We start from the raw sequence: 20172 nt of genomic DNA on the forward strand, positions 1-20172 counted from the left end.
GTCTTGAGATGCCCGAAACAACTGTCACTGACGACGCGGAGCCGACCGCGCCAGTGGCTACCGATCTCGCTGATGCGACTGCGGAGGACGCTGGCGGCCGATTTGAGGTGCGGTTAGCCGCCTTTACCGGGCCTTTTGACCTGTTGTTGTCGCTGATTGCGAAACACCGACTTGAAGTTACCGAACTTGCCCTCGCCCAGGTGACTGACGATTTTGTTGCCCACTTGCGTTCCAAGGGGGATCGGTGGGACCTAGACGAGACCACCGAGTTCTTGGTTGTTGCTGCCATCCTGTTGGATCTGAAAGCGGCGCGACTGCTGCCGGGCAACACGGAGGAAGACCCCGAAGATCTCGCATTGCTCGAGGCTCGAGATCTGTTGTTCGCTCGGCTGCTGCAGTATCGGGCATTCAAGGAGGCGTCCGGTCTGTTCGCGTCGTTGCTCTACGCCGCGCCACCCCGGATACCGCGAGAGGTAGGTCTCGATCCGGACCTGACCGATCTGCTGCCTGAGGTAAAGATCGCGCAGAGTCCGGAGCGATTCGCAGCAGCGGCATTACGAGCACTCACCCCCAAGACACCGGATGAAGTCAGCGTGGCGCATATTCATGCCCCGGTCATCAGTGTTCGGGAGCAGGCCAGCGTTATCGTCGCTCGGCTCCGGCGAGACCGGCAACTGTCATTCCGAGCGCTGGTATCTGACGCTGGTGACGTTCCCTATGTGGTGGCTCGCTTCTTGGCTTTGCTGGAACTCTTTCGCGAGGGTGCGGTGGTTTTTGAGCAGGCTGCGCCACTGGCGGATCTGATGATCGCTTGGACGGGAAGCGACGAAGGGGATGTGGCCGTCACTGATGAGTTCGACGAGGAGCTAGACCCATCGCAGCCGCCAGCGAGTGGCGACGACGAGGAGAACCTGTAATGGCAGATCATGAGATGACACGTTCAGATGGAGCCGTGGACGTCATCGACATCACCGACAAAGCCCGCATGGCAGCGTCGGCGACGGAGTCTGCGACTGAGGAGGACATCGTGTCCAGTGGAGATGAGTCCATGGCGGCAACTGAGGCTGATGAGCAGGTCAACGAGGCAACTGAGGCTGATGAGCCACCGCAGCTAGGTGCTCCCAGCCTGGCAGCGGCTTTGGAGGCGCTGTTGTTGCTCTCCGAGGAGCCGCTTACCCCGCTGTCGTTGGCAGAACTCGTTGGACGGCCAGTGCAAGACGTCGAGCAGCAGCTCCATGAGTTGGCCGACGAGTACCGCGAGCAGCACCGTGGCTTCGAGCTACGCAATACCGACTCCGGTTGGCGGTTTTATACCGCGGCGGAATGTCGAGAACTTGTCACCCGTTTCGTCACTGACGGTCGGCAGGCGAAACTATCGCAGGCCGCCTTGGAAACGCTAGCGATCGTTGCCTACCGGCAACCAGTGACTCGCTCGCAGGTCGGCGCTGTGCGTGGCGTCAACCCGGATGGCGTGCTCAAAACGCTGGTGGCCCGCGGACTGATCACTGAGACCATCACCGAAGGTATGGCAGCGGAGTTCACCACGACGCCATATTTCTTGGACCGGATGGGTATGGCCTCGCTGGCGGAGTTACCACCGATCGCTGATCACCTGCCCAACCTAGACAACCTCGACGAGTTGCTGGACTGAGTCTCGCCCATGGCAGCACCCGCCGGTGAGCGGCTACAGAAAGTATTGGCGCGAGCCGGGATCGGCAGTCGTCGCGCCTGTGAGGGACTCATCGCCCAAGAACGGGTATCGGTGAACGGCGAAACCATTCGGGTGCAAGGTACCCGGGTGCATCCGGAGGATGAGATTCGGATTGACGGCGAGCTCGTGCCCACGAATCCAGAGATTCAGGTACTCATGCTGAACAAACCGGCCGGCATGGTGACTTCCATGGCGGATGAACATGGCCGCAGTTGCGTGGGAGATCTGTTAACCGACTGGCCGCAACGGTTGTTCCACGTTGGCCGGTTGGACGCCGACACTACCGGTCTGCTGCTGCTCACCAATGACGGCAAACTCACCGAGCTCTTGACGCACCCACGCCACGAGGTGTCCAAGGTGTATCGGGCGACCGTTCCCGGGCCGGTACCTGCGGCCGTCGGCAAACAGCTACAGCAGGGCATCGAGTTGGATGATGGTCCGATTCGTGCCGACAAGTTCCGCGTTGTCGCTGAGCATGGTGATCGGGCGATCGTGGAGATTCGGCTTCATTCGGGGCGCAACCGGATCGTGCGGCGGATGCTGGAAGAAGTGGGACATCCGGTGTTGGAGCTCGTGCGAACCCAGATTGGACCGGTGCGGCTCAGCGGTCTGGCGCCTGGGTCGCTGCGGGAGCTACGGGTGGATGAAGTCCGCGCGTTGTATGCGGCAGCGGGCTAATCGATTTCAAGTCGGGCCGCAAGACCACTACGCTAGCGGCAGCGCGAAAGGCGGTGAATGATGCGGGCAATCAGGGGTGCCACCCAGTTGGGGGCAGATGACAGTGCCGAGATGAATGAGGCGACGGTGGAGTTGCTCCAGCAGATGCTGGTTCGCAATGAGTTGAGTTCGGAGGATCTGGTGAGCGTCATCTTCACCGCGACGCCGGACCTCGGCTGCGGCTTCCCAGCTGCTGCCGCCCGCGACATCGGCTTCGGCGATGTACCGCTGTTATGTGCCACCGAAATGGCGGTGGCTGGGGCACCGCAGCGCATCATCCGGGTCTTGATGCACGCCAATACCGACAAGGATCGCCACCTCATCCAGCACGTCTACCTGCGCGGGGCTGAGGTTCTGCGGCAAGATTTAGCCCAGTAGTCAAGACAGGAGCATCACATGCCCGCCCCCCTTATCGTTGCCGTCGACGGCCCCAGCGGGTCCGGAAAATCTAGCGTTTCCCGTGGCGTCGCCACTGAGTTTGACTATCGCTATCTCGACACGGGCGCGATGTACCGCGCGGTGACCTGGCGAATTCTTGACCTCGGGGTGGATCCAACGGATTCCGCCGCCGTCGGCAAAGCAGTAGCCACGATTGCGGTGGTGAGTGGGACTGATCCTTCGTCACCCCAAATCTCGGCTGACGGCACCGATGTTGCGGTGGCGATTCGTGGCGAAGAGGTAACCGAGGCCGTCAGTCTGGTCAGTGCAGTGCCCGAAGTTCGCTCCGCCATGGTGGCGTTGCAGCGACGCCAAGCCGAAGAGAGTAAATCGGCAGGTACTGGCATGGTGATCGAAGGTCGAGATATCGGCACGGTGGTGTTGCCCGACGCCGATGTGAAGGTTTTCTTAACTGCCGATGCCGCGGTTCGGGCCCAACGGCGTGCGCTGCAGGATGAGGAAAGCGAGCACGGCAGTACTGGTACCGCGGCAACCGAGGAATCGTTGCGTCGACGAGACGCGATCGACTCGCAACGCAAGGCGTCGCCGTTGAAGCCAGCAGATGATGCCGAGCAAGTCGATGCCACTGATTTGGACTTGGAACAGACCATCGAGGCAGTCGCGCGACTGGTGCGGGCAGTTGCCGCATGATCTCGGATGATGATCGTTCCTACCCAGCGGAGGACACCGCAGATTTTGAGGCCACGGAAGCAGATCAGGTGGCTGACTGGATAGTCGACAGTGACGACGAATCTGAACAAGTAGCGACGGTCGCAGCGGAGTTCGACGAGCAGGTGGACTCGGGCCCTGCGGCTGTGGCAACGGAGTTGCTGCCGGTAGTAGCGGTCGTTGGTCGTCCCAACGTGGGCAAGTCCACCTTGGTGAACCGCGTCTTGGGGCGCCGCGCCGCAGTGGTAGAGGATACCCCGGGTGTAACCAGAGATCGGGTCAGCTATCGAGCCAACTGGAACGGTCGTGACTTTGTCTTGCTCGACACCGGCGGTTGGGATCGAGAAGCCCGGGGTAGAGCAGCCAGTGTGGCGGCTCAGGCCGAACGAGCCATGCGCGAGAGCGATGTCGTGATGTTCGTAGTCGATGCCACGGTCGGGCCAACCGCTGCTGATGAGGACGTGGTGAGGTTGTTGCGCAGCACCGACAAACCCGTGATCTTGGTGGCTAACAAGGTGGACAACGCACAGACTGAGGCTGAGGCGGCTTCACTGTGGTCTCTAGGTTTAGGGGAGCCGTTCCCGGTTTCCGCACTACATGGTCGCAGCAGTGGTGACCTGTTAGATGTGCTGGTCGCGGCCCTGCCACAGTCAGGTCAACCGGTACCCGGCAGCGGCATCAACCGCGTCGCGCTGATGGGCAGACCGAATGTCGGTAAGTCCAGCTTGCTGAATCGGCTAGCGAGGGAGGAGCGCAGCGTTGTTCACGACCTAGCCGGTACCACGGTTGATCCGGTAGATGAGGTCGTCGAGTTAGGTGGTCGACCCTGGTTGTTCATTGACACGGCTGGGATTCGCCGGCGGGTGAAGCAGGCCAGTGGGCACGAGTTCTATGCCAGCATCCGCACGCGTTCAGCAGTTGAACGAGCCGAAGTGGCGGTTGTGGTTATCGATGCGGGTGAACCGGTTGCCGAACAGGACCTGCGAATCATTGATTTGGTGGTGGACTCCGGCCGGGCGCTGGTGGTCGCTCTCAATAAGTGGGATCTTGTTGATTCGGAGCGACGGCGTGAACTCGAGCGAGAATACGATCTGGACTTGCAGCATGTCTGGTGGGCGCCGCGAGTCAATGTATCGGCGCTAACCGGGCGACGGGTCGATCGCCTACCCGGCGCTTTGGATAGCGCACTGACCGGTTGGCGTACTCGGATACCCACCGGACGACTTAATCAGTTCATCAAAGATCTGGCTGCTGCGCACCCACACCCGGTCAGAGGGGGAAAGCAGCCTAAAGTGCTCTTTGCTACTCAAGCTGGCGTGAGCCCACCGACTTTTGTGCTTTTCACGAGTGGCTTCCTGGAGGCCGGTTATCGCCGTTTCATCGAACGTCGGCTACGCGAGGACTTTGGTTTCACTGGAACGCCCATTCGCATTCAGATGCGGGTGCGCAAGAAACGGCGTTAAGCCCAAAGTCACCAGCCTGATGGTTGACAACCGAGAGAGGTGGCGAGCGTCATGAATCCGCCGAATCTGCTGCTGAGACTGCTGCTTGAGATCGCGGCCCTGGTCTTGCTTGGTCTGTGGGGGTGGCAGACCGCGGGTTGGCTGTTGGGCTTCGGTTTACCGATCCTTGCTGCCACAGCGTGGGGAGTGTTCAACGTGCCGGGGGACCCGTCTCGCTCCGGGAAGGCGCCAATAGTCGTTCCCGGCTGGGTGCGGTTGGTCATTGAGTTGGCTATTTTCGCCACTGCTGCCCTAGCCGCGTGGTCGATCCTGGGGCTGTTTCCGACGATCTTTTTCGTGCTGGTAGTTGTCGCGCATTATCTGCTGTCGCTAGGTCGAATCCGTTGGCTGCTGTCAGCAACCGTGTAGTCCGGACATAGTGAATGGGCCGCCCAGATGGACGGCCCATTCACTATGCAATCTCAGGCTTTGGCTGGAACGTCATCTTCCTTGAGCTCCTGCGCGGCAAACTCCGGATCGTCATCAAAACTCTTGATGCGAGCGATCTTGAAGATGAGTAGGCCGAACAGGCACTTGGCGAGGACGTCGGCAATGCTGTAGCCGATCTGTCGGTAGACGAAGGCATCCGCGCCGTCCAAGCCGAACATCGGGAACATGTAGGAAATCGGGTAGACCCCCCAGGTTGCCAGCAACAACCAACGGAGACCGGCGAGTTCCTTACCCACCTGGTTGGGCTGATTCTTCGCTGCCCGAGTGAGCTCCACGAACAATACGTAAAGGATGTAGAGGAATGGGATAGTCGACAGCGCGCCCCAGATGGCTTTGCTTCCCAGCTCGGCGGTCAGCTCGCCCGGGTAGCCCAGGATGATCATGAGGGCTGAGGCCGGAATGAGCTTCCACAGTAGGGAGTTACGCGTAGAGCGAGGCAGCGCCAGCACGGCAATGGTTTCGAAGAGCAACAGCGGCACTGTCAGTAGCCAGTCAACGTAGCGATAGCCCTCGTTGAAACCGACACCTTTGACGAGGTCATACCCTTCGGCGACCCCCTTGGCCCCGGCATCGATGGCTACGTAGGCATCGCTAAAGGAGTCAAAGATTCGTAGGTAGTGGTAGGCCGCGATGAGGCAGACCATGGCCGACACCACGATGGCCAATCGATAGCGCGGGAGCACTCTGCCCTGCACCACCAGTAAGAAGACCGCTGTCGCGAACATGGCAGCCAGCGCAAATGACAGCATGTTGTAGACGGTCTGGAATTGAGAGTTGGTGAGGAATTCGACGGTTGCCATAGGACACCTCTCACATGCAAGCCTGGTAGATCCAGATAGAGGCAGTCTTGCGGTTGGGAATGTAGGGCGCAAGTTATTCAACAGTTTTAGTTGATCTTGCGTGTCGCATCTGTGGAAAGCGCGGTTTTCGGTGGGCTTCCCAGTTAATCGAGATGACTTGTTGCCGAGTGATTGCCCGCGAGACCGCCTGTGAAAGGTGCGCAAGTGCCAAGGGAAATCAGTGGTGAGCTGTTGCCTCCGCAGGCTGGCGGGCATCTGTGGGCGGGCTGCCGGTGTCCTCTGGAAATCTCGGAGTCGAAGCCGCAAGCGAACAGGAGACACCCGCTCCGCCTCACTAGGCTGCAGGCAAATGAGGGAGTGGCATGGCAGGTCGCGTGGTAGGTCTCGTTCTTGTCGTCGTGGCCGGCGTGCTCATGGTGGTCTGGTCGCCGCCATCGGCGATCATTGATGTGCCGCCAGCGCAGAAGTCGGCTGGTGATGGCAGTGGGGTATCGGAGACCTCTGAGATTCCGGCCTTTTATGACGTGACGGCGCAGGATGTGCCGCCTGGTTCCCCTGGACGGGTCATAAAGACCGAGAGGGTCGAGCCGGGCCCGGGAGAAGAGTCTTATCCCGGCATCGAGTTGTACCGGATCATGTATCACTCCACCACGGTGACTGGCGAAGATATTCCGGTCACGGCCTTATATGCGCAACCGAGCGGGGACCCACCCAGTGCTGGTTGGCCGCTCATTGGATATGCGCACGGTACGACCGGCGCCGCCCGACAGTGCGGGATTTCGCTCACTCCCTACGAGTCCAAAACGCCCTCGGGTTCGCAGTTCGTCCGCAAAATTCAACCACTTGTTGAGCAGGGTTGGGCAGTGGTTGCGACCGATTACCAAGGAATGGGTCCGAAGGTGACTCCGATGTACTTGCTGGGAGACGCTGAGGGGCGCAACCTGTTGGACTCTATCCGGGCCGTGCAGGCCTGGCGAAAAGACCTCAATCATTCTCAAACCGCGCTCTATGGTCACTCTCAGGGAGGACAGGCCGTTCTGTTTGCCTCAGAAATCCAACCGGACTATGCACCGGAGATCTACATTAACGGCGTGACATCCCTCGCCCCGGCACTTGTCCCGGCCTGGCCGATCGCCATGAAACAATTCGCGGAAGATCCCGGTGGAACAAATCGAACGTATTTCGTGATGACGTCGCTTGGCACCTGGGTGCAAAACTACGATTGGCTCGACAAAGAGGATGTCTTCAACGAACAGGGCATTGCCGCGCTGCCGATGATTGAGAAACTGTGCAGCGACGAGTTAAGGGACTACTTCGCGACTCGGGGGGTCATGTCTGACTACCTGAACCTTCCATTTTCGCCCGACACAGTCAAAGCCATTGCTCTTAATACCGCCGGCAAGCGGCCGCTGAGTCACCCGCTGCTTTTGGTGCAGGGTATGGAAGACAAGGTGGTTATCAATCAGGCCACCCCGGAGTACTTCGCCATGATTTGTCAACAAGGTGATGTTCCTGCCGAGCTCGAACTCTACCCGCAAGATAATCACGGCAGTGTTGTCGTCAACGCCACCGACTCCGTCAATGAGTGGATTCAAGACCGATTCAATCGTGAGTCGGCACCGGATAACTGCCCCAACAACTGGAGAGGCTAAATCATGGCAACTGCGCTGGGTACCTCATTAGCAGTAACTGTCGCGTTGGTGCTGTTGGTGGTGTTGGCTATGACCAGCAAACGAGTTGCCAGTACTAGGGCTAATGCCGCACTAGTGAGTTTCGGCTACGCGATGTTGCTGTTGGCCTCGATTACTGGCGCCGGTGTAGATCTGGTTCGGGCGCTGGGCCTCGTTCTTCTCGTTGCCATTGTGTATCCGGTGGTGTTCTTCACCCGTGCTAGTTCGATAAATCTGAGTCGTACCATTCGCGGAGTTTTAGCGATCATCATGGCTGCTGCCCTCGTGGCACTAATTGCCCACATGCTCTCGTTGGTCGGTTGGGTCTTGATCCCTGCAGTCATCGTTGCTTTGTCGGTAGCAGCTGGTGCGATAGCGGTGCTGGGGTCGGGGAATGGTGTCGCTCGGACAGCAAAGTGGACCTTGTGGATAACGCTGGTACTTGCCTGGCTGATCGTGGCGGGAGCCGCGGCAGTGGGCGGTGTGGGTACTTTGGTGGCGCCAGACCTCGATGTGTTGGCGTTACCAGAGGGTACCTACGCCGCGATGGCCCTAGGAGTTGTGGCGCTGGCCGCAGTGGACCCGCTCCTGCGTCAGACCGCAGAAGATATTCGTGGGAGTTTCCCTACCGGTGCCTTGATCTTGGCGCCGGCGTTGATCTCGGGTGTGCTGGTGGCGCCGCTGATCCTGTTCAGCGGTTCATTTACCGTTCCATCGGTGCCGTTCCTGATTCCTTTTGGTTTTCTTCCTGCGGAAGCAATCGGGGTCGTTTTGGCACTGGCCAGCTTTGCATTGATTTCTGTGGTGCCGGGCTACCTCCTTGTTGCAGGCAAGCTGCTGGCCGAAGTGGTGCGAGGCGATCAGCTGCTGGAACAAGGACACGAGCAAGAACACGCGCGGGCGGAAACTCCCGCCTCTGCTGGCTCCATAGTTCTTGCAACTGTGGTGGCGGGCTCCCTCGGGAGCGCGCTGAGCGCACCCAGCGTTCTGATCGTGATAGCGAGTTTGCTCGCTGCGGCAGCCGGAGGAGCGGCGCTGCCCGGCATCCGTCCTGGGCTGCATGCGTTGGCATCATTTCTTGGACTCTTTGTGGGCCTGGTTCCGGTGGCCTTCGCTGGTGCGGTCGCTTTCTTTAGTTGGAGCTGGTCAACGGCGGTCGGTATCGCGTTGGCGGCGGTAGCCGGCAGCATTGCGGCAGCAGTGTTGCACCGGATGGATGCGCATGCGGAACCGCCATCATCCAACGGTGATCCTGAACAACCAGCGAGTGAGTCCAGCTGGCGTTGACCAGTATTTCCCCCAACTCCCTGGGAAACTTCTAGCTGCGTTAGGAGAGCGGCTAGGCGCATAGGAGGTATCTTTGGCTGCTGCTCGACAAGCAGGCCAGCAGTTCTTCGCGGTGAATCCGGTTACGGTGCAGTCGTGACGCATGGCCGTGCGAGAGCAAACTGCACAGCCACTGACCGCGGGAATGCCGGTGTTCGTACCTGAGTCGTCAGTGAGGTGACGGCTAGCGTGCGGGGGATTGTGACTCCAGCTCCCTACGGTGTTGGCTGCGCAGGAAGCGGAAGAAGCACCAGGTGGCTACTGCGGTGAGTAGATGCCATACCGCGTGGGCTTGGTAGAGCCCATCGGGATTGCACGAGGCGTGGTCGGGGACACCCGTGGTCCAAATGACGTAGGCGAGGAGAAAGGCGGTCACGCCCGCGGGAAACCACGGCCAGTAGTTGCGCTGAGAACTTGGTGCGGAGCGGGCGGTCAAGGCAGGCAGCCAAAACAGCACTACCCACCAGTGCTCTGCTGGCTGACTGAAGATCGTGTGGGGCCCGATGCCGAAGATAGCTGCCACCAGGAAGCCCAGCAGTCCTGACAGCCAGCGCACCGGCGTAGACCAGAACCGATACAGCAACTCAGAGATGAGCCACAGTGCGATCGATATCCCGAACAGATCGAGATTGATGCCGAGTCCGGCGCCGAAGATCCAGTACCCCACCGCAAAGCCACCGACAACGGCCCCATAAGCGGCGAAGAACGTTCGATCGCGCCAGCGGCCCATTACCGCCAGGTTGTAGATCCAAGGAATCAGGATGTACATCACCATCGACAGGTTGTCTGCCCAAGCACCGAATCGAGTATTACTGCCGTGCATCAGCATGGACCCTGGACCGAGATAAATCGTCGCACCGGCATAAAGCAACGCGATGGGTTGGTTACCAATGAATGGGTTGACCCGTTGCTTTCCGGTGCGGGTGTCCTTGGCCAGCACCAACAACATGGCTAGTCCAGCGACGACGAAGCCGAGGTTACCCAGCGTATTGATCGGTTCGCGCATGACCCCGTCGGAGACGCGCTCGCACCAACGAGAGGCTTCACCGATGGGCTGTTCGTTGGCGGCGGGCTGCCACCATCCTGCCAGGCCGGCGGCGACAAAAAACATTGCGAAAGTGGCCAGGGCCGCGAGTGCGATCCACAGTGGTCGGTAGGCGCGGTCCATATCGAGACGCTACGGGATAGCGCCCCTCACCGACAGATAATTCCCCGCGGTTCGGCGGGAGTTTCATCGCGAGGCATAGACACCAATGCTCGAACGGTTGGGCTCGCTTTGGCGTGTGACCGGACATCTTGCTTCGCTGCGAGTAGGTTCGCGCTAGAACGATCGGTCCGCCTGAACTGGCTCCAGCCCGAGCATGGCTAGTCGATGTGCGGTTGACCCGAAGGGAGTGGCATGACCCTCGGACTCGTGCTGGCCGGTGGCGGCTCCAAAGGCGCGTTTGAAGTGGGGGCGTTGGATTTCCTGACCAGAAACAATGACTTCCTGCCCCAGGTAATCGCCGGTACCTCGGTGGGGGCGTTGGTTGGTGGTCCGCTGGCTCAGGCTCGCAGCAGCGAAGAGTTCCGACACCTGGTAGGAGTGGTGCGATCCAACGCGTTGTCGGTCACCGACATCCAATCCGTTTTCGGCAGACAGCCGTGGCTGGACGAAATCGATGGCACGCCGATGGGGGAGTTCATCTCCGACTTGATCTCAGTTCGCAGCAGACCACCGCTGCCACCAGACCCCACCGGGGCATTTGACCCACTGGCGCTGCCCGACCCGCCACGCAAGCATCGCACGCTATTCACGATCGGCAATGCAGTCGGAAATGGCGCCTCGTTGCTCCGAGCTGGCAGACAGTTGCGGCAGGCCAACTCCGCCATCATGAATCTCAACCCGATGGAGGCCGGCTTTCGGGGCGAGTTCGATGGTGGCGTAGCGAAGGTCGATCAGCATCGGGTCGCGGCCAGTGGCATCACGCTGCGACTCACCATGGCATCGCTACGGGATGGGGTGGCGCGCTACGTCACCCAAACCGGAGACATCGTTACCGCAGACGGAATCACCCGTTACGAGGAAGGTGGTGAGCCCGGGGTGATCGAGGGCATGTGCGCCTCGGCGAGTGTCCCGGTGGTCTTTCCCCCTCGCCGGATCGGTGACGACGTCTACGTAGATGGCGGCATCGTACAAAACATTCCGCTGCGCGCCGCCGTGTCAGCCGGTGCTGGCGACGTGGTTGCCATTTTGACCGGACCGCGTCGCACCCACACAGATAACAGTGACTTCACCCAAGCTTCGTTCTTATCCATATTCACTCGCTCTGCTTCGGATATCACGCCCATGGAACTCAGCCGCACGAATTTGGACTATCCACTCGCTGACGGTGCGAAGTTGACCATTATTGAACCCACTGCGGATGTGCTTGGCGGTTTCGAGGTTGAACAGGGACTCATCGAGATCGACTTCGACTACGGCTGGCTACGGGCAGCTGAAACTTTGAGCGCCTCAACATCGCAGGATCAACACGAGTTGGCTCACATCAGTGATGAGATCATCCAGCAGCGGGAGCGCGCGTGGTTTGCCGAGGAGCGGATTCTGACTAGTGGGCCGCAGTTGAACTTGGTGGGCGCGCTACGTCGGTCCCGACAGCATGTGGTGGATTCGGTGGCGCGTTGGCGAGGATTCGGGATACCGGAACCATCAGGCATGGCGGAGTGGGGAGCCCGATGGGAACATCACCAGCAGCCGGTCCCCGAGGAGTATATGTCGGTCGGACAGCCCTAACCTCGGTGACGAGAGAAGTGTCGGCTCAAGGATCAGGCGGTGGATCGGTCTACCCAGTGGCAGAGCGCCGCCGTCTTGTGCCCTACAGTCGGCGAATGTTTTACCTTCGACCAACAGCGGCCGTGCTGGTCATGGTTGGTGCGCTTGCGGGCTGTGCGAATGCTGAGAGTTCCCCTGCTTCCGACCCCAGCGCTTCGGCAACGGCAGAGTTGTCACGATCGCCGAGTTCACCTGCATCGGCTGCGGAGCAGGAGACCAGCGCCACGCCAACCCCCAGTGTTCGGCTACCCAAAGCTGAACCGGGTAAGGCGACAACTATCTCTCGCATCAAGACCAAGGATCCGGTTGTCTTTCTGACAATCGACGATGGCGGTCATGAGGAACCACCCACTGCCGCGATCCTTCACAAAGAAAAAATCCCGATCACCTCATTTCTGGCCGTTGACGTGGTGGACCATGACCCTGATTTCTATCAGCGGATCTCGCAGCGAGATGGTCAAACTATTCAGGCCCACACCCTCACTCACCCGCAACTGCCGTTGCTGGGGTACGACGCGCAACGCTGGGAGATTTGTGAGTCCAAGCGGGTGCTGACGCAGTGGTACGACGAGCGGCCGTGGATGGTGCGACCGCCCTATGGGGACTACAACGATTCAACTCTGGTCGCTGCGGACAGCTGCGGACTCGATTATGTGGTTTTGTGGACCGTCAACATGCCTGAAGGCGGCAAAGGTTCGTTCCAGTACAAGACCGGGGACGGCTTCGTTCCCGGCGACATCATCCTGGCCCATTGGCGACCAGACCTGCACCTCGATATCAAACGCGCCCTTCGAGATATTCGCTCCCAAGGCTTCGAGGTGGCGGCACTTCAGGACTATTTACCTCGTCGCTAGTCAGACGACTGGGAACTGAGGCTGGCCCATTCGTCGTCATTCGCACATCTGGTTGAGCAACGCTGGGGTCGGTCAATAGTTGTCACCCACATGTCCGGCCTGGTTCATCAAATGTCCGCCCAATGGGGTGAAGACAGGTGCTGTCGTCGTCAATGGCGTCGAATGCCGATTAGCGTCGACAGCATCACAAATCAACCGAGTAAGAGGAAGCATGAAGTTTGTAGTTACATGGAAAATCAATCACCTCGCCACTTCGGAGGCGAAAGATAACGTCATGGCGATGTTTGGCCAAATGACGCCTGAGGATGATGCGGCTCAGTTGGGCACTGAGATCAAGCAACTCGAACGATGGCACGATGCTGCAGCCAACGGTCAGGGTGGCGGATTGTTTGAAACCGAGTCAGCTGCTGCACTGGCTGGCTTCTTCAACATGTGGTCACCAGTATTTGAAGCCACAATCACGCCAGTCATTGACGACGCTGAAATGCGAAGCATGATTCAGGCTGCCGCCAACTGAATGGTGAAAGAGAATCTCACCATTGTCGATAACCGCGAAGGTCTGCGCCTGGTGGCAGAGATTGTTGCATCAGCGAATCAGTTTGCTGTCCGCTAGCCCGGAGCACCGGCCCGGGTTCGAGTTAGTGAAGAGTGAACGTCTAGCATTCACCTCACCTCGTCTGCACCGGCCATTTGCGCGCTAGAAATGAAACCCAGCGGACCCGGCAAGGTTGCGCTGACGCGTCTGGCAAGAGGAAGTTGGGACTAAAGCCGCTGGTCATGGTGCAAGTGCCACCCCGCTAGTGATGTTCACCAGCCGAATACCGGACCCGGCGCCACCGCCTAGGGGTCCAGTACCGACAGCGCTAGCGCAGAGCGTCGCTCGGGATACCAACCTGGGTGGAGATCATGCGGTTAATGACTCGATGACGTTGAAGGCTCACATCAGTAGCAGTGAGACCGTCGCCTTTCACTTCAAACAAACCAAGAGTGGCGACGGTCTTCGCTCCGAGCTGGTTGGGACCCGATAGCGACGCTATAGAGTCGCTGCTTGCCGACTCGGGGACGACAAGCAGCGACATAAGTGACTCGCGCCTAGGAAGATGCTTCGGATACTGGCACTCGAACCTTCTCGATGTTCCCGGTTGTGACGTCTTCCTCAGCTTCGACTTTGACCTCTGGGAGAATGCGATTCAACCACGCAGGCAGCCACCAGTTAGCTCGGCCAAAGGCGAACATCAACGACGGCACAATGATGAGTCGGACTATGAAGGCATCGAAAAGTACAGCCGTCGACAGTGCAAGACCGAAGAGCTTAATCGTCGGGTCATTGCCCAGGATGAAGGCAGCAAAGACACTGAACATGATGGCTGCTGCAATCGCGACGACGCGACCCGATGATGCCAAACCGCGCCGGATCGATTGACGGTTGTCGCCGGTCTTAGACCACTCCTCTTGCATCCGGCTCACGAGGAAGACCTGGTAGTCCATCGAGAGACCGAACAGAATCGCAAAAACCATGATCGGAAGGAACGGTGCTATCGGACCGGTCCCAGCAATACCGATGAGGTCCGCGCCCCAACCCCATTGAAATACCGCGACTGTTACGCCCATAGCAGCAGCCAGTGAGATGAGGCTGGTGATGGCACCCGTCAGCGGGACGAGCAAAGAGCGGAACAGCATCACTAGCGCCAAGAAGCCAAGGCCAATGACGACGAGGAGGAATAGCGGTAGTGAATCCACGAGTACGGAGGTGAAGTCAGAGGTGATCGCCTGTGTGCCACCAACAAACGCCTCGGCAGATGTTGTGGCTTCTGCGGCAGGGATTACTTCGTCACGCAACCTATCGAGCAGTTGCGTCGTTGCCTCATCTTGTGGACCGGTCGTCGGGATCACCTGCATGGCCGTGACGTTTGCATCCGGCGCGATGGGGTACCCGATTGCGGCAGCAACGCCTGGATCGCTTTTGACGGCAGCCGACATTTCCTGGACGGCGGCGTTGTCGCCAGCGTTATCAGTTTGCACCGCAACGATGAAGGGACCATTAACTCCGGGCCCAAATCCTTCACTCAAGAGGTCATAGGCAGTCCGAGCGCTCGAGTCGGCGGGCTTGCCACTATCGTCGGTGAACCCGAGACGAAGGGACAGCAGCGGTGTGGCGATGACCATCAGAACGACCAGAGCAGCAGCACCCACTACCTTGTACCGCTTTTGGAGCCAGCCACCCCAACGCGCAAATGCACCTGAGTCGAGGTCAGTGGGCTTAGGTTTGCGGGCCCATGGCATCTTGATGGCGAATGCCTTGCGGCCCATTAATGAAAGCACGGCCGGGAGTAAGACAGTGGCACCGATCATCATCATGATCACCGTGGCCGCGGCCGCGATGGCCAAACCGTTAAAGAAATCGATACCTAGAACGAAAAGTCCCATGAGCGCAATGACAACGGTCGCCGCCGCAAAGACCACGGCCCGTCCCGCAGTGCGTACTGCCTCGTGGGCGGCAGTACGAGGTTCGGTTCCTGAGTCGAGTGCTTGTTTGTATCGGTTGATAACGAATAGGGCGTAGTCGATCCCAACTCCAAGACCAATCATGGCGGCCAGAGTTGGAGCGAACTCCGCGACGTCAAAAGAATTCGCGGTCAGTTGTACTAGTGCCAGTCCGACACCTAGCGAGATGACAGCGGAGAGAACGGGAAGGACGGCGCCCACCAGAGATCCGAAGGCCAAAAGCAGAATGAACAAAGCCACCGCAATGCCAATGCCCTCGCTGCTGGGCGGCTCTTGGCCCGCAAACTCGAGCGCTTGACCGTTAGCCCCGACAGTAAGTCCGTCAGCGTCGTCGGCCGCAGCGACAGCGTCGAGAACCGCCCCGGCGCTGGCGGTATCCAGGTCCTCAGCGTCGCCGGCAAAATAGACAGTGCCGTAGCCGACAGTTCCGTCGACACTAACTCCCGCGGGTGACATACCGGCTAGAACTTTGGCTTCCTCCGGTGACGGCTGTGCGGCTGTAGCCTCGTCACTGGTAGCTCCGGCCAATGCGGGTTCGCCAGCGCCCTCCGCGCCCTGTGGGCTTCGTTGGTTGTTGCCAGCGTCTGCCGTTGCGGTTTCTGGCTCGGGGCAGTCTTGGCCAAGCGGTTCGCCATAGGGGCCGACCACGCAAGAGACTCCCGGGACGCCAGCAAGTTCCTCGAGAGTCCCCGAGATGGTCTGTACTACCGCTGGATCAGTTGCTTCCCCTTCGTCTGGTTGCCACACCACCTTCGCCGTTGCAGCAGTCAGGGAGTCAGCAGCCCCGGGTATCTGTTCAAGAAGTTCTTGTGCCTCGGCAGATTCGGTGTTGGGCAGCGAGAACGAGTTGTTGTACTGACCGCCAAAATTTGCCGCCAGAAAGAAAATTCCAGCAGCCATAGCCAGCCAAGCCAAGATAGCCGTCTTGGGTTTATTTACCGCCCATCGGGATATGGGACCCATGTTCTCCTCCAAAGACAATGAGACATCCACTCGAACGCCGCTATTTCACGTTACGTGGCAGCCGAACCGCTGCAAGTTCCAAGCGGTGTGAGAAAGATCTTTCTTCGTCGGGAATATTTTGCGTCGGTATCGACAACTTCGATGCGAAGTTGATCATGATTGAAAAGTCATCACACCTAGTCATTAGATTTCAGCTGGAATCAACATCGATACCAAGGGCAAAGGGGAACAGTGAGCCGACAGGTTCATGGCCCTGATAAAAACTGAATATGGCTTCTGCGAGGTCCAATCAAGATTTTGCTACAACACCTAGTTACTGAATCTCTTGTCATTCCACTCTGTGAACCTAGAGCCAGCGCCCGTGACTCCGTGGATATGAATAAGTCGACAGATTGGCACGGTTACGGCGGCTCTCCGGGTGTTTTCCGGGGGCATTTTTTCTTTTGATGGCGGCGGATACTGGGTGCCGGTGGTGTCAGAAATTGGGTTGTTGGTGGGTGTGGGTGACGGGCCGCGCCTGGAGTGTGGTGCAGCCCGCCACTGGTGGGTTGGTGTGGTTCGGTCTAGCCGAGGACGATGTCGTCCGGGTCGTTTCCGGTGACCAGGCTCGTGTCACCGTTCACTGTCCCGTACTCGTCGTTCCAAATGCCTCCGCCGCCGTATTCGGCGGTGTTGTTGGTGATGGTGCCGCCGTTGAGGGTCACCGTCGCGTAGTTGTTGTAGATGCCGCCGCCGTAGGTGGCGGTGTTGTTGGTGATGGTGCCGCCGTTGAGGGTAACTGTTGCGTCACCGGCAGCGTTGTAGATGCCGCCACCGTCGTTGGCAGTGTTGCCGGTGATGCTGGCGTTGTCGTTGAGGGTCACCGTCCCGTAGTAGTTATAGATGCCGCCGCCGTAGTTGGCGGTGTTGCCGGTGATGCTGGCGTTGTCGTTGAGGTTCACCGTCCCGCCGCTGTTGTAGATGCCGCCACCGTAGTAGGTGGCTTCGTTGTTGCTGATGCTGGCGTTGCCGTTCAGGGTCACCGTCGCGCTATTGCCGTAGTTGTAGATGCCGCCGCCGAAGAAGTTGTTGCCGCCGGTGATGGTGAGGTCACCGGTGATGGTGAGGTCACCTTGGTTTTCGATGACGCTGGCCTGGTTGGTTTCGTCGCGGTCGGCGTCGATGGTGTGGTTGTTGTCACTGCCGGTGGGCAGACCGCGCAGGGTGATGGTCTGGCTGGGGTTGATGAGGATTCTGTAGTCGTTGCAGACACCTTGGATGTTGATAGTGGTGGCTGTGTTGCCTGCCGCTTGGACCGCGTCTTGGACCGGACCCGCGTCTACGCCATCGGCGGCGGTGTTTACTACCTGTCCGTTGATGTTGCACACGCCAGAAACAAACGGTGAGACCGGATTGCTGGCGGTACTGGCGGAACTGGTACCGGCGTTGTTGTTCGCGGCCACGGTAAAGGTGTAGAGGGTGCCATTGGTCAGCCCGGTGAATGTTGCGGTAGTCGTGGCGCTGGTGACGGTGGCACCGGTGTTCGTGGTGACCCGATAGCCAGTGACCGCTGCACCGCCGTTGTTGGCGGGTGCGGTCCAGGACAGCACGACCTGACCGTTACCGGCCACTGCGGTGACGTTGGTGGGTGCGTCCGGGGCAGTCACGACCGGTGCCGGGCTGCTGGTGTCGGTAGGTGCCGGGCTGGTAGGTGCCGGGCTGGTAGGAGCCGGGCTGGTAGGAGCCGGGCTGGTGGGCGCTGGTGCTTGGGCGGGTTGGGTGAACGTCACCGTGATGGTTTTACTGCTGGTGCCTTTGACGCGGGTGGGTTTCACCAGCTGCCCGCGCGCACTTTCACGGTGGGCTTGTTGGGCAGGGTGACCTGGGTGCGGTACTTGCCCTTTTTATTGGTTGTGGTTTTGCCGACGGCAACCCACTTGTTGCCTTTCTTGCGCAGCAGTTTCACTTTCGCTTTCGCCACCGGCTGCTTCTTGACCGTGGCTTTACCCTTCACGGTGACCCCATCCCCTGCCACCGGGTCAGTTTTCGGGCCTTTCAGGGTGAGTTTCACGCCCGGGCGTTTGCCAGCGTCCACCGCAGCAGTCGAGGTGTCGGTATCTGCTGCCAATGCTGCCGTAGCGGGGACTATGAGTCCCGCGCCGAGTGCTAGTACGCCAGTGGTTGCGATAAGTGTGCGTCGCATCGCGTATCCCCCGTAGGTGTCAGTGTCAGTGGTCGCCCTCCCGCAACCACGTTCTTTGCACTATCGGCAGCCACAACCCCGAAATTAACCCCACGGCTACGGAAATCTACGGACAGTGACAGGGCCACCACGCAACGTCCCACCCGGCGAACAACAGGCCACGGAAACCGCAACCGCGGTCACCAGCCGGGGTCGCCGTCGTCGATGCGGTTAGCCGTGGTGTGGGTGTGATGTGGCGGCGTAGGGTGTCGCTATGCGTAGTCGGATAGTTGCCAGTGTTGTCGCTGCGGGTGGGTTGATCGCGGGTGTGTTGTTGGTGCCGGGGGTGGTGTCCGCAGGCCCGCCGGTAGAAATCGGCACGAACGGCAAGACGTGTGTGCTGAAAGCCCAAGCAAAGTGCACCGGGGTTGTGGCGAAGTGGACAGTGGAGCATCACGGGAACGCGAAGAAAGCGAACCTCAGTAACGCGAAACTGCAAAGTGCTGATTTCCGTGGCGCGGACCTGACCAAAACCAAACTCACCAACACCACCCTGAAACACGCAAGGCTGCATGACGCGAACCTGAAGAAAGCCAACCTGAAAAGCGCCAACCTGAAACACGCCCAGTTGCCTGGTGCGAACCTGAAGAACGCTCAACTCGGACCCGCCACCAACACCACGCCCAAAGGCCGGCAACTACGAGCCAACCCCAAATGCGCCCCCAACTGTAAAGGCGCGAACCTCGCCTACGCGAACCTGACCGATGCAGACCTGACCGAAGCGAACCTGACCCACGCGTTGCTGAACTATGCGAACGTGTACGCCGCGAACCTGACCGATGCGAACCTGACCGAAGCGATCCTGTGGGGGGCGGACCTGCGCTATGCGGACCTGACCGGCGCGGACCTGTCGGACGCGTACCTGACCAGGGTCGCGCCGACATTCTGCAATACGACCATGCCGGACGGCAGCATCAACAACGACAACTGCCCCTGACCAGACAGTCGTCGGGGGGTGTCTGCCCGGGTCACCATCCTGGGTCGCCGTAATCGATGCGGTTAGCGGTCATGAGCAGCAGTGTGGCTAGGTCTGCGAGTTCCTGCGGTGTGAGGACTAGGCCCGCGAGTATCGGGTCGAGTTGGGCGCCACCATCGTAGTCGTGGATGAGTGGGGCGAGGGTGTCTTGGGTGAGGTTCATGCCGCTAGTTGACGGCATCTAGTCGGGGGTGTGGTGCTGGTTGTGGCTGTTGTGGACTGGTGAGGGTGGCTGGTGGTTGTGGGTTACTAGGAACGCCAGCCAACCGGGCGTAAAGGTGTCTTCCCCCGCATGTGGATGGCGTCCTTGGGGGAGTAGTGACCGTTCTGATCGCCGCTTAGTGGATTTTTGAGTGGATTTGCCAGAGGGGTCCGGGTCCGTGTGGACCCGAAACCCCGTCTGACTAGGGAAAACTCTGGTCGGGCTGACAGGATTTGAACCTGCGACCCCTTGACCCCCAGTCAAGTGCGCTACCAAGCTGCGCCACAGCCCGTGCCGCTGCAACAGAATAGCCGACAGCATTCAGGCAGCTGCGTGCGGCGCGGAGGTCAGTACCC

At 59.6% G+C, this 20172-nt stretch carries 19 protein-coding genes and 1 tRNA gene; 13 read left to right on the top strand and 7 right to left on the bottom strand.

The window, feature by feature from the left end:
• Nucleotides 1–8: 8 nt before the first annotated feature.
• From K0U62_00900 to K0U62_00930, 7 genes are all read left to right on the top strand, one after another.
• Nucleotides 9–917: a segregation/condensation protein A gene (locus K0U62_00900; GenBank protein ID MCH9800073.1), complete on the top strand. Its 909-nt coding sequence runs from the start codon at nt 9–11 to the stop codon at nt 915–917.
• A 68-nt stretch (nt 918–985) separates the two neighbouring features.
• Complete coding sequence (scpB, locus tag K0U62_00905) at nt 986–1651, top strand: SMC-Scp complex subunit ScpB (protein MCH9800074.1); 666 nt, start codon at nt 986–988, stop codon at nt 1649–1651.
• A gap of 9 nt (nt 1652–1660) precedes the next feature.
• Nucleotides 1661–2389 (top strand): rRNA pseudouridine synthase, encoded by a 729-nt coding sequence (locus K0U62_00910; protein MCH9800075.1) that lies wholly within the window; start codon nt 1661–1663, stop codon nt 2387–2389.
• 57 nt (nt 2390–2446) lie between these two features.
• Nucleotides 2447–2806 carry a chorismate mutase gene (gene aroH / locus K0U62_00915; GenBank protein MCH9800076.1) on the top strand — a complete coding sequence of 120 codons (360 nt, stop codon included), beginning with the start codon at nt 2447–2449 and terminating at the stop codon, nt 2804–2806.
• A gap of 18 nt (nt 2807–2824) precedes the next feature.
• Nucleotides 2825–3517: a (d)CMP kinase gene (gene cmk / locus K0U62_00920; GenBank protein MCH9800077.1), complete on the top strand. Its 693-nt coding sequence runs from the start codon at nt 2825–2827 to the stop codon at nt 3515–3517.
• A complete protein-coding gene (der, locus tag K0U62_00925) occupies nt 3514–4998 on the top strand; it encodes a ribosome biogenesis GTPase Der (protein MCH9800078.1) in 1485 nt (494 codons plus the stop codon). The genes cmk and der overlap by 4 nt, the downstream gene beginning before the upstream one ends.
• Before the next feature lie 51 nt (nt 4999–5049).
• Nucleotides 5050–5406 carry a YrdB family protein gene (locus K0U62_00930; protein MCH9800079.1) on the top strand — a complete coding sequence of 119 codons (357 nt, stop codon included), beginning with the start codon at nt 5050–5052 and terminating at the stop codon, nt 5404–5406.
• A 53-nt stretch (nt 5407–5459) separates the two neighbouring features.
• On the opposite strand, the gene K0U62_00935 is transcribed toward K0U62_00930, so the two are convergent.
• Nucleotides 5460–6287, bottom strand: a complete 828-nt coding sequence (locus K0U62_00935) for a bacteriorhodopsin (GenBank protein MCH9800080.1) — start codon at nt 6285–6287, stop codon at nt 5460–5462.
• Nucleotides 6288–6649: 362 nt separating this feature from the next.
• On the opposite strand from K0U62_00935, the gene K0U62_00940 reads away from it, so the two are divergent.
• Both K0U62_00940 and K0U62_00945 read left to right on the top strand, forming a co-directional pair.
• Nucleotides 6650–7939, top strand: a complete 1290-nt coding sequence (locus K0U62_00940) for a lipase family protein (GenBank protein ID MCH9800081.1) — start codon at nt 6650–6652, stop codon at nt 7937–7939.
• A gap of 3 nt (nt 7940–7942) precedes the next feature.
• Nucleotides 7943–9244, top strand: coding sequence for a hypothetical protein (locus tag K0U62_00945; protein MCH9800082.1), 1302 nt, complete (start codon nt 7943–7945; stop codon nt 9242–9244).
• A 223-nt stretch (nt 9245–9467) separates the two neighbouring features.
• Here K0U62_00945 and K0U62_00950 read toward each other — a convergent pair whose 3' ends face one another.
• Entirely contained in the window at nt 9468–10451 is a 984-nt protein-coding gene (locus K0U62_00950; GenBank protein MCH9800083.1) for a ceramidase domain-containing protein, read from the bottom strand.
• A 231-nt stretch (nt 10452–10682) separates the two neighbouring features.
• On the opposite strand from K0U62_00950, the gene K0U62_00955 reads away from it, so the two are divergent.
• The 3 genes from K0U62_00955 to K0U62_00965 all read left to right on the top strand — a co-directional run bounded on the left by K0U62_00955 (nt 10683) and on the right by K0U62_00965 (nt 13466).
• Nucleotides 10683–12056, top strand: coding sequence for a patatin-like phospholipase family protein (locus tag K0U62_00955; protein ID MCH9800084.1), 1374 nt, complete (start codon nt 10683–10685; stop codon nt 12054–12056).
• A gap of 95 nt (nt 12057–12151) precedes the next feature.
• Nucleotides 12152–12949, top strand: coding sequence for a polysaccharide deacetylase family protein (locus K0U62_00960; GenBank protein ID MCH9800085.1), 798 nt, complete (start codon nt 12152–12154; stop codon nt 12947–12949).
• Between the two features lie 211 nt (nt 12950–13160).
• A complete protein-coding gene (locus K0U62_00965) occupies nt 13161–13466 on the top strand; it encodes a DUF3303 domain-containing protein (GenBank protein ID MCH9800086.1) in 306 nt (101 codons plus the stop codon).
• 575 nt (nt 13467–14041) lie between these two features.
• Here K0U62_00965 and K0U62_00970 read toward each other — a convergent pair.
• From K0U62_00970 to K0U62_00980, 3 genes are all read right to left on the bottom strand, one after another.
• Nucleotides 14042–16417: an MMPL family transporter gene (locus K0U62_00970; GenBank protein MCH9800087.1), complete on the bottom strand. Its 2376-nt coding sequence runs from the start codon at nt 16415–16417 to the stop codon at nt 14042–14044.
• A gap of 563 nt (nt 16418–16980) precedes the next feature.
• On the bottom strand, nt 16981–18231 hold the full coding sequence (locus K0U62_00975) for a fibronectin type III domain-containing protein (GenBank protein MCH9800088.1): 1251 nt from the start codon (nt 18229–18231) through the stop codon (nt 16981–16983).
• Complete coding sequence (locus K0U62_00980) at nt 18228–18599, bottom strand: hypothetical protein (GenBank protein MCH9800089.1); 372 nt, start codon at nt 18597–18599, stop codon at nt 18228–18230. The genes K0U62_00975 and K0U62_00980 overlap by 4 nt, the downstream gene beginning before the upstream one ends.
• Before the next feature lie 253 nt (nt 18600–18852).
• Here K0U62_00980 and K0U62_00985 point away from each other — a divergent pair, with 253 nt between their 5' ends.
• Complete coding sequence (locus K0U62_00985) at nt 18853–19575, top strand: pentapeptide repeat-containing protein (protein MCH9800090.1); 723 nt, start codon at nt 18853–18855, stop codon at nt 19573–19575.
• A gap of 31 nt (nt 19576–19606) precedes the next feature.
• Here K0U62_00985 and K0U62_00990 read toward each other — a convergent pair whose 3' ends face one another.
• Nucleotides 19607–19795, bottom strand: a complete 189-nt coding sequence (locus K0U62_00990; protein MCH9800091.1) for a hypothetical protein — start codon at nt 19793–19795, stop codon at nt 19607–19609.
• A gap of 236 nt (nt 19796–20031) precedes the next feature.
• Nucleotides 20032–20108, bottom strand: a tRNA-Pro gene (locus K0U62_00995).
• Nucleotides 20109–20172: the final 64 nt, after the last annotated feature.

The sequence above is a fragment of the Actinomycetes bacterium genome (assembly GCA_022599915.1).
In the GTDB taxonomy this organism is placed as follows: domain Bacteria; phylum Actinomycetota; class Actinomycetes; order S36-B12.

What these genes read in the sequence shown, in the direction of transcription:
- K0U62_00900 (MCH9800073.1), top strand. Translation starts at nt 9, where the DNA reads ATGCCCGAAACAACTGTCACTGACGACGCGGAGCCGACCGCGCCAGTG.
- scpB (MCH9800074.1), top strand. Translation starts at nt 986, where the DNA reads ATGGCAGCGTCGGCGACGGAGTCTGCGACTGAGGAGGACATCGTGTCC.
- K0U62_00910 (MCH9800075.1), top strand. Translation starts at nt 1,661, where the DNA reads ATGGCAGCACCCGCCGGTGAGCGGCTACAGAAAGTATTGGCGCGAGCC.
- aroH (MCH9800076.1), top strand. Translation starts at nt 2,447, where the DNA reads ATGATGCGGGCAATCAGGGGTGCCACCCAGTTGGGGGCAGATGACAGT.
- cmk (MCH9800077.1), top strand. Translation starts at nt 2,825, where the DNA reads ATGCCCGCCCCCCTTATCGTTGCCGTCGACGGCCCCAGCGGGTCCGGA.
- der (MCH9800078.1), top strand. Translation starts at nt 3,514, where the DNA reads ATGATCTCGGATGATGATCGTTCCTACCCAGCGGAGGACACCGCAGAT.
- K0U62_00930 (MCH9800079.1), top strand. Translation starts at nt 5,050, where the DNA reads ATGAATCCGCCGAATCTGCTGCTGAGACTGCTGCTTGAGATCGCGGCC.
- K0U62_00935 (MCH9800080.1), bottom strand. Translation starts at nt 6,287, where the DNA reads ATGGCAACCGTCGAATTCCTCACCAACTCTCAATTCCAGACCGTCTAC.
- K0U62_00940 (MCH9800081.1), top strand. Translation starts at nt 6,650, where the DNA reads ATGGCAGGTCGCGTGGTAGGTCTCGTTCTTGTCGTCGTGGCCGGCGTG.
- K0U62_00945 (MCH9800082.1), top strand. Translation starts at nt 7,943, where the DNA reads ATGGCAACTGCGCTGGGTACCTCATTAGCAGTAACTGTCGCGTTGGTG.
- K0U62_00950 (MCH9800083.1), bottom strand. Translation starts at nt 10,451, where the DNA reads ATGGACCGCGCCTACCGACCACTGTGGATCGCACTCGCGGCCCTGGCC.
- K0U62_00955 (MCH9800084.1), top strand. Translation starts at nt 10,683, where the DNA reads ATGACCCTCGGACTCGTGCTGGCCGGTGGCGGCTCCAAAGGCGCGTTT.
- K0U62_00960 (MCH9800085.1), top strand. Translation starts at nt 12,152, where the DNA reads ATGTTTTACCTTCGACCAACAGCGGCCGTGCTGGTCATGGTTGGTGCG.
- K0U62_00965 (MCH9800086.1), top strand. Translation starts at nt 13,161, where the DNA reads ATGAAGTTTGTAGTTACATGGAAAATCAATCACCTCGCCACTTCGGAG.
- K0U62_00970 (MCH9800087.1), bottom strand. Translation starts at nt 16,417, where the DNA reads ATGGGTCCCATATCCCGATGGGCGGTAAATAAACCCAAGACGGCTATC.
- K0U62_00980 (MCH9800089.1), bottom strand. Translation starts at nt 18,599, where the DNA reads ATGCGACGCACACTTATCGCAACCACTGGCGTACTAGCACTCGGCGCG.
- K0U62_00985 (MCH9800090.1), top strand. Translation starts at nt 18,853, where the DNA reads ATGCGTAGTCGGATAGTTGCCAGTGTTGTCGCTGCGGGTGGGTTGATC.
- K0U62_00990 (MCH9800091.1), bottom strand. Translation starts at nt 19,795, where the DNA reads ATGCCGTCAACTAGCGGCATGAACCTCACCCAAGACACCCTCGCCCCA.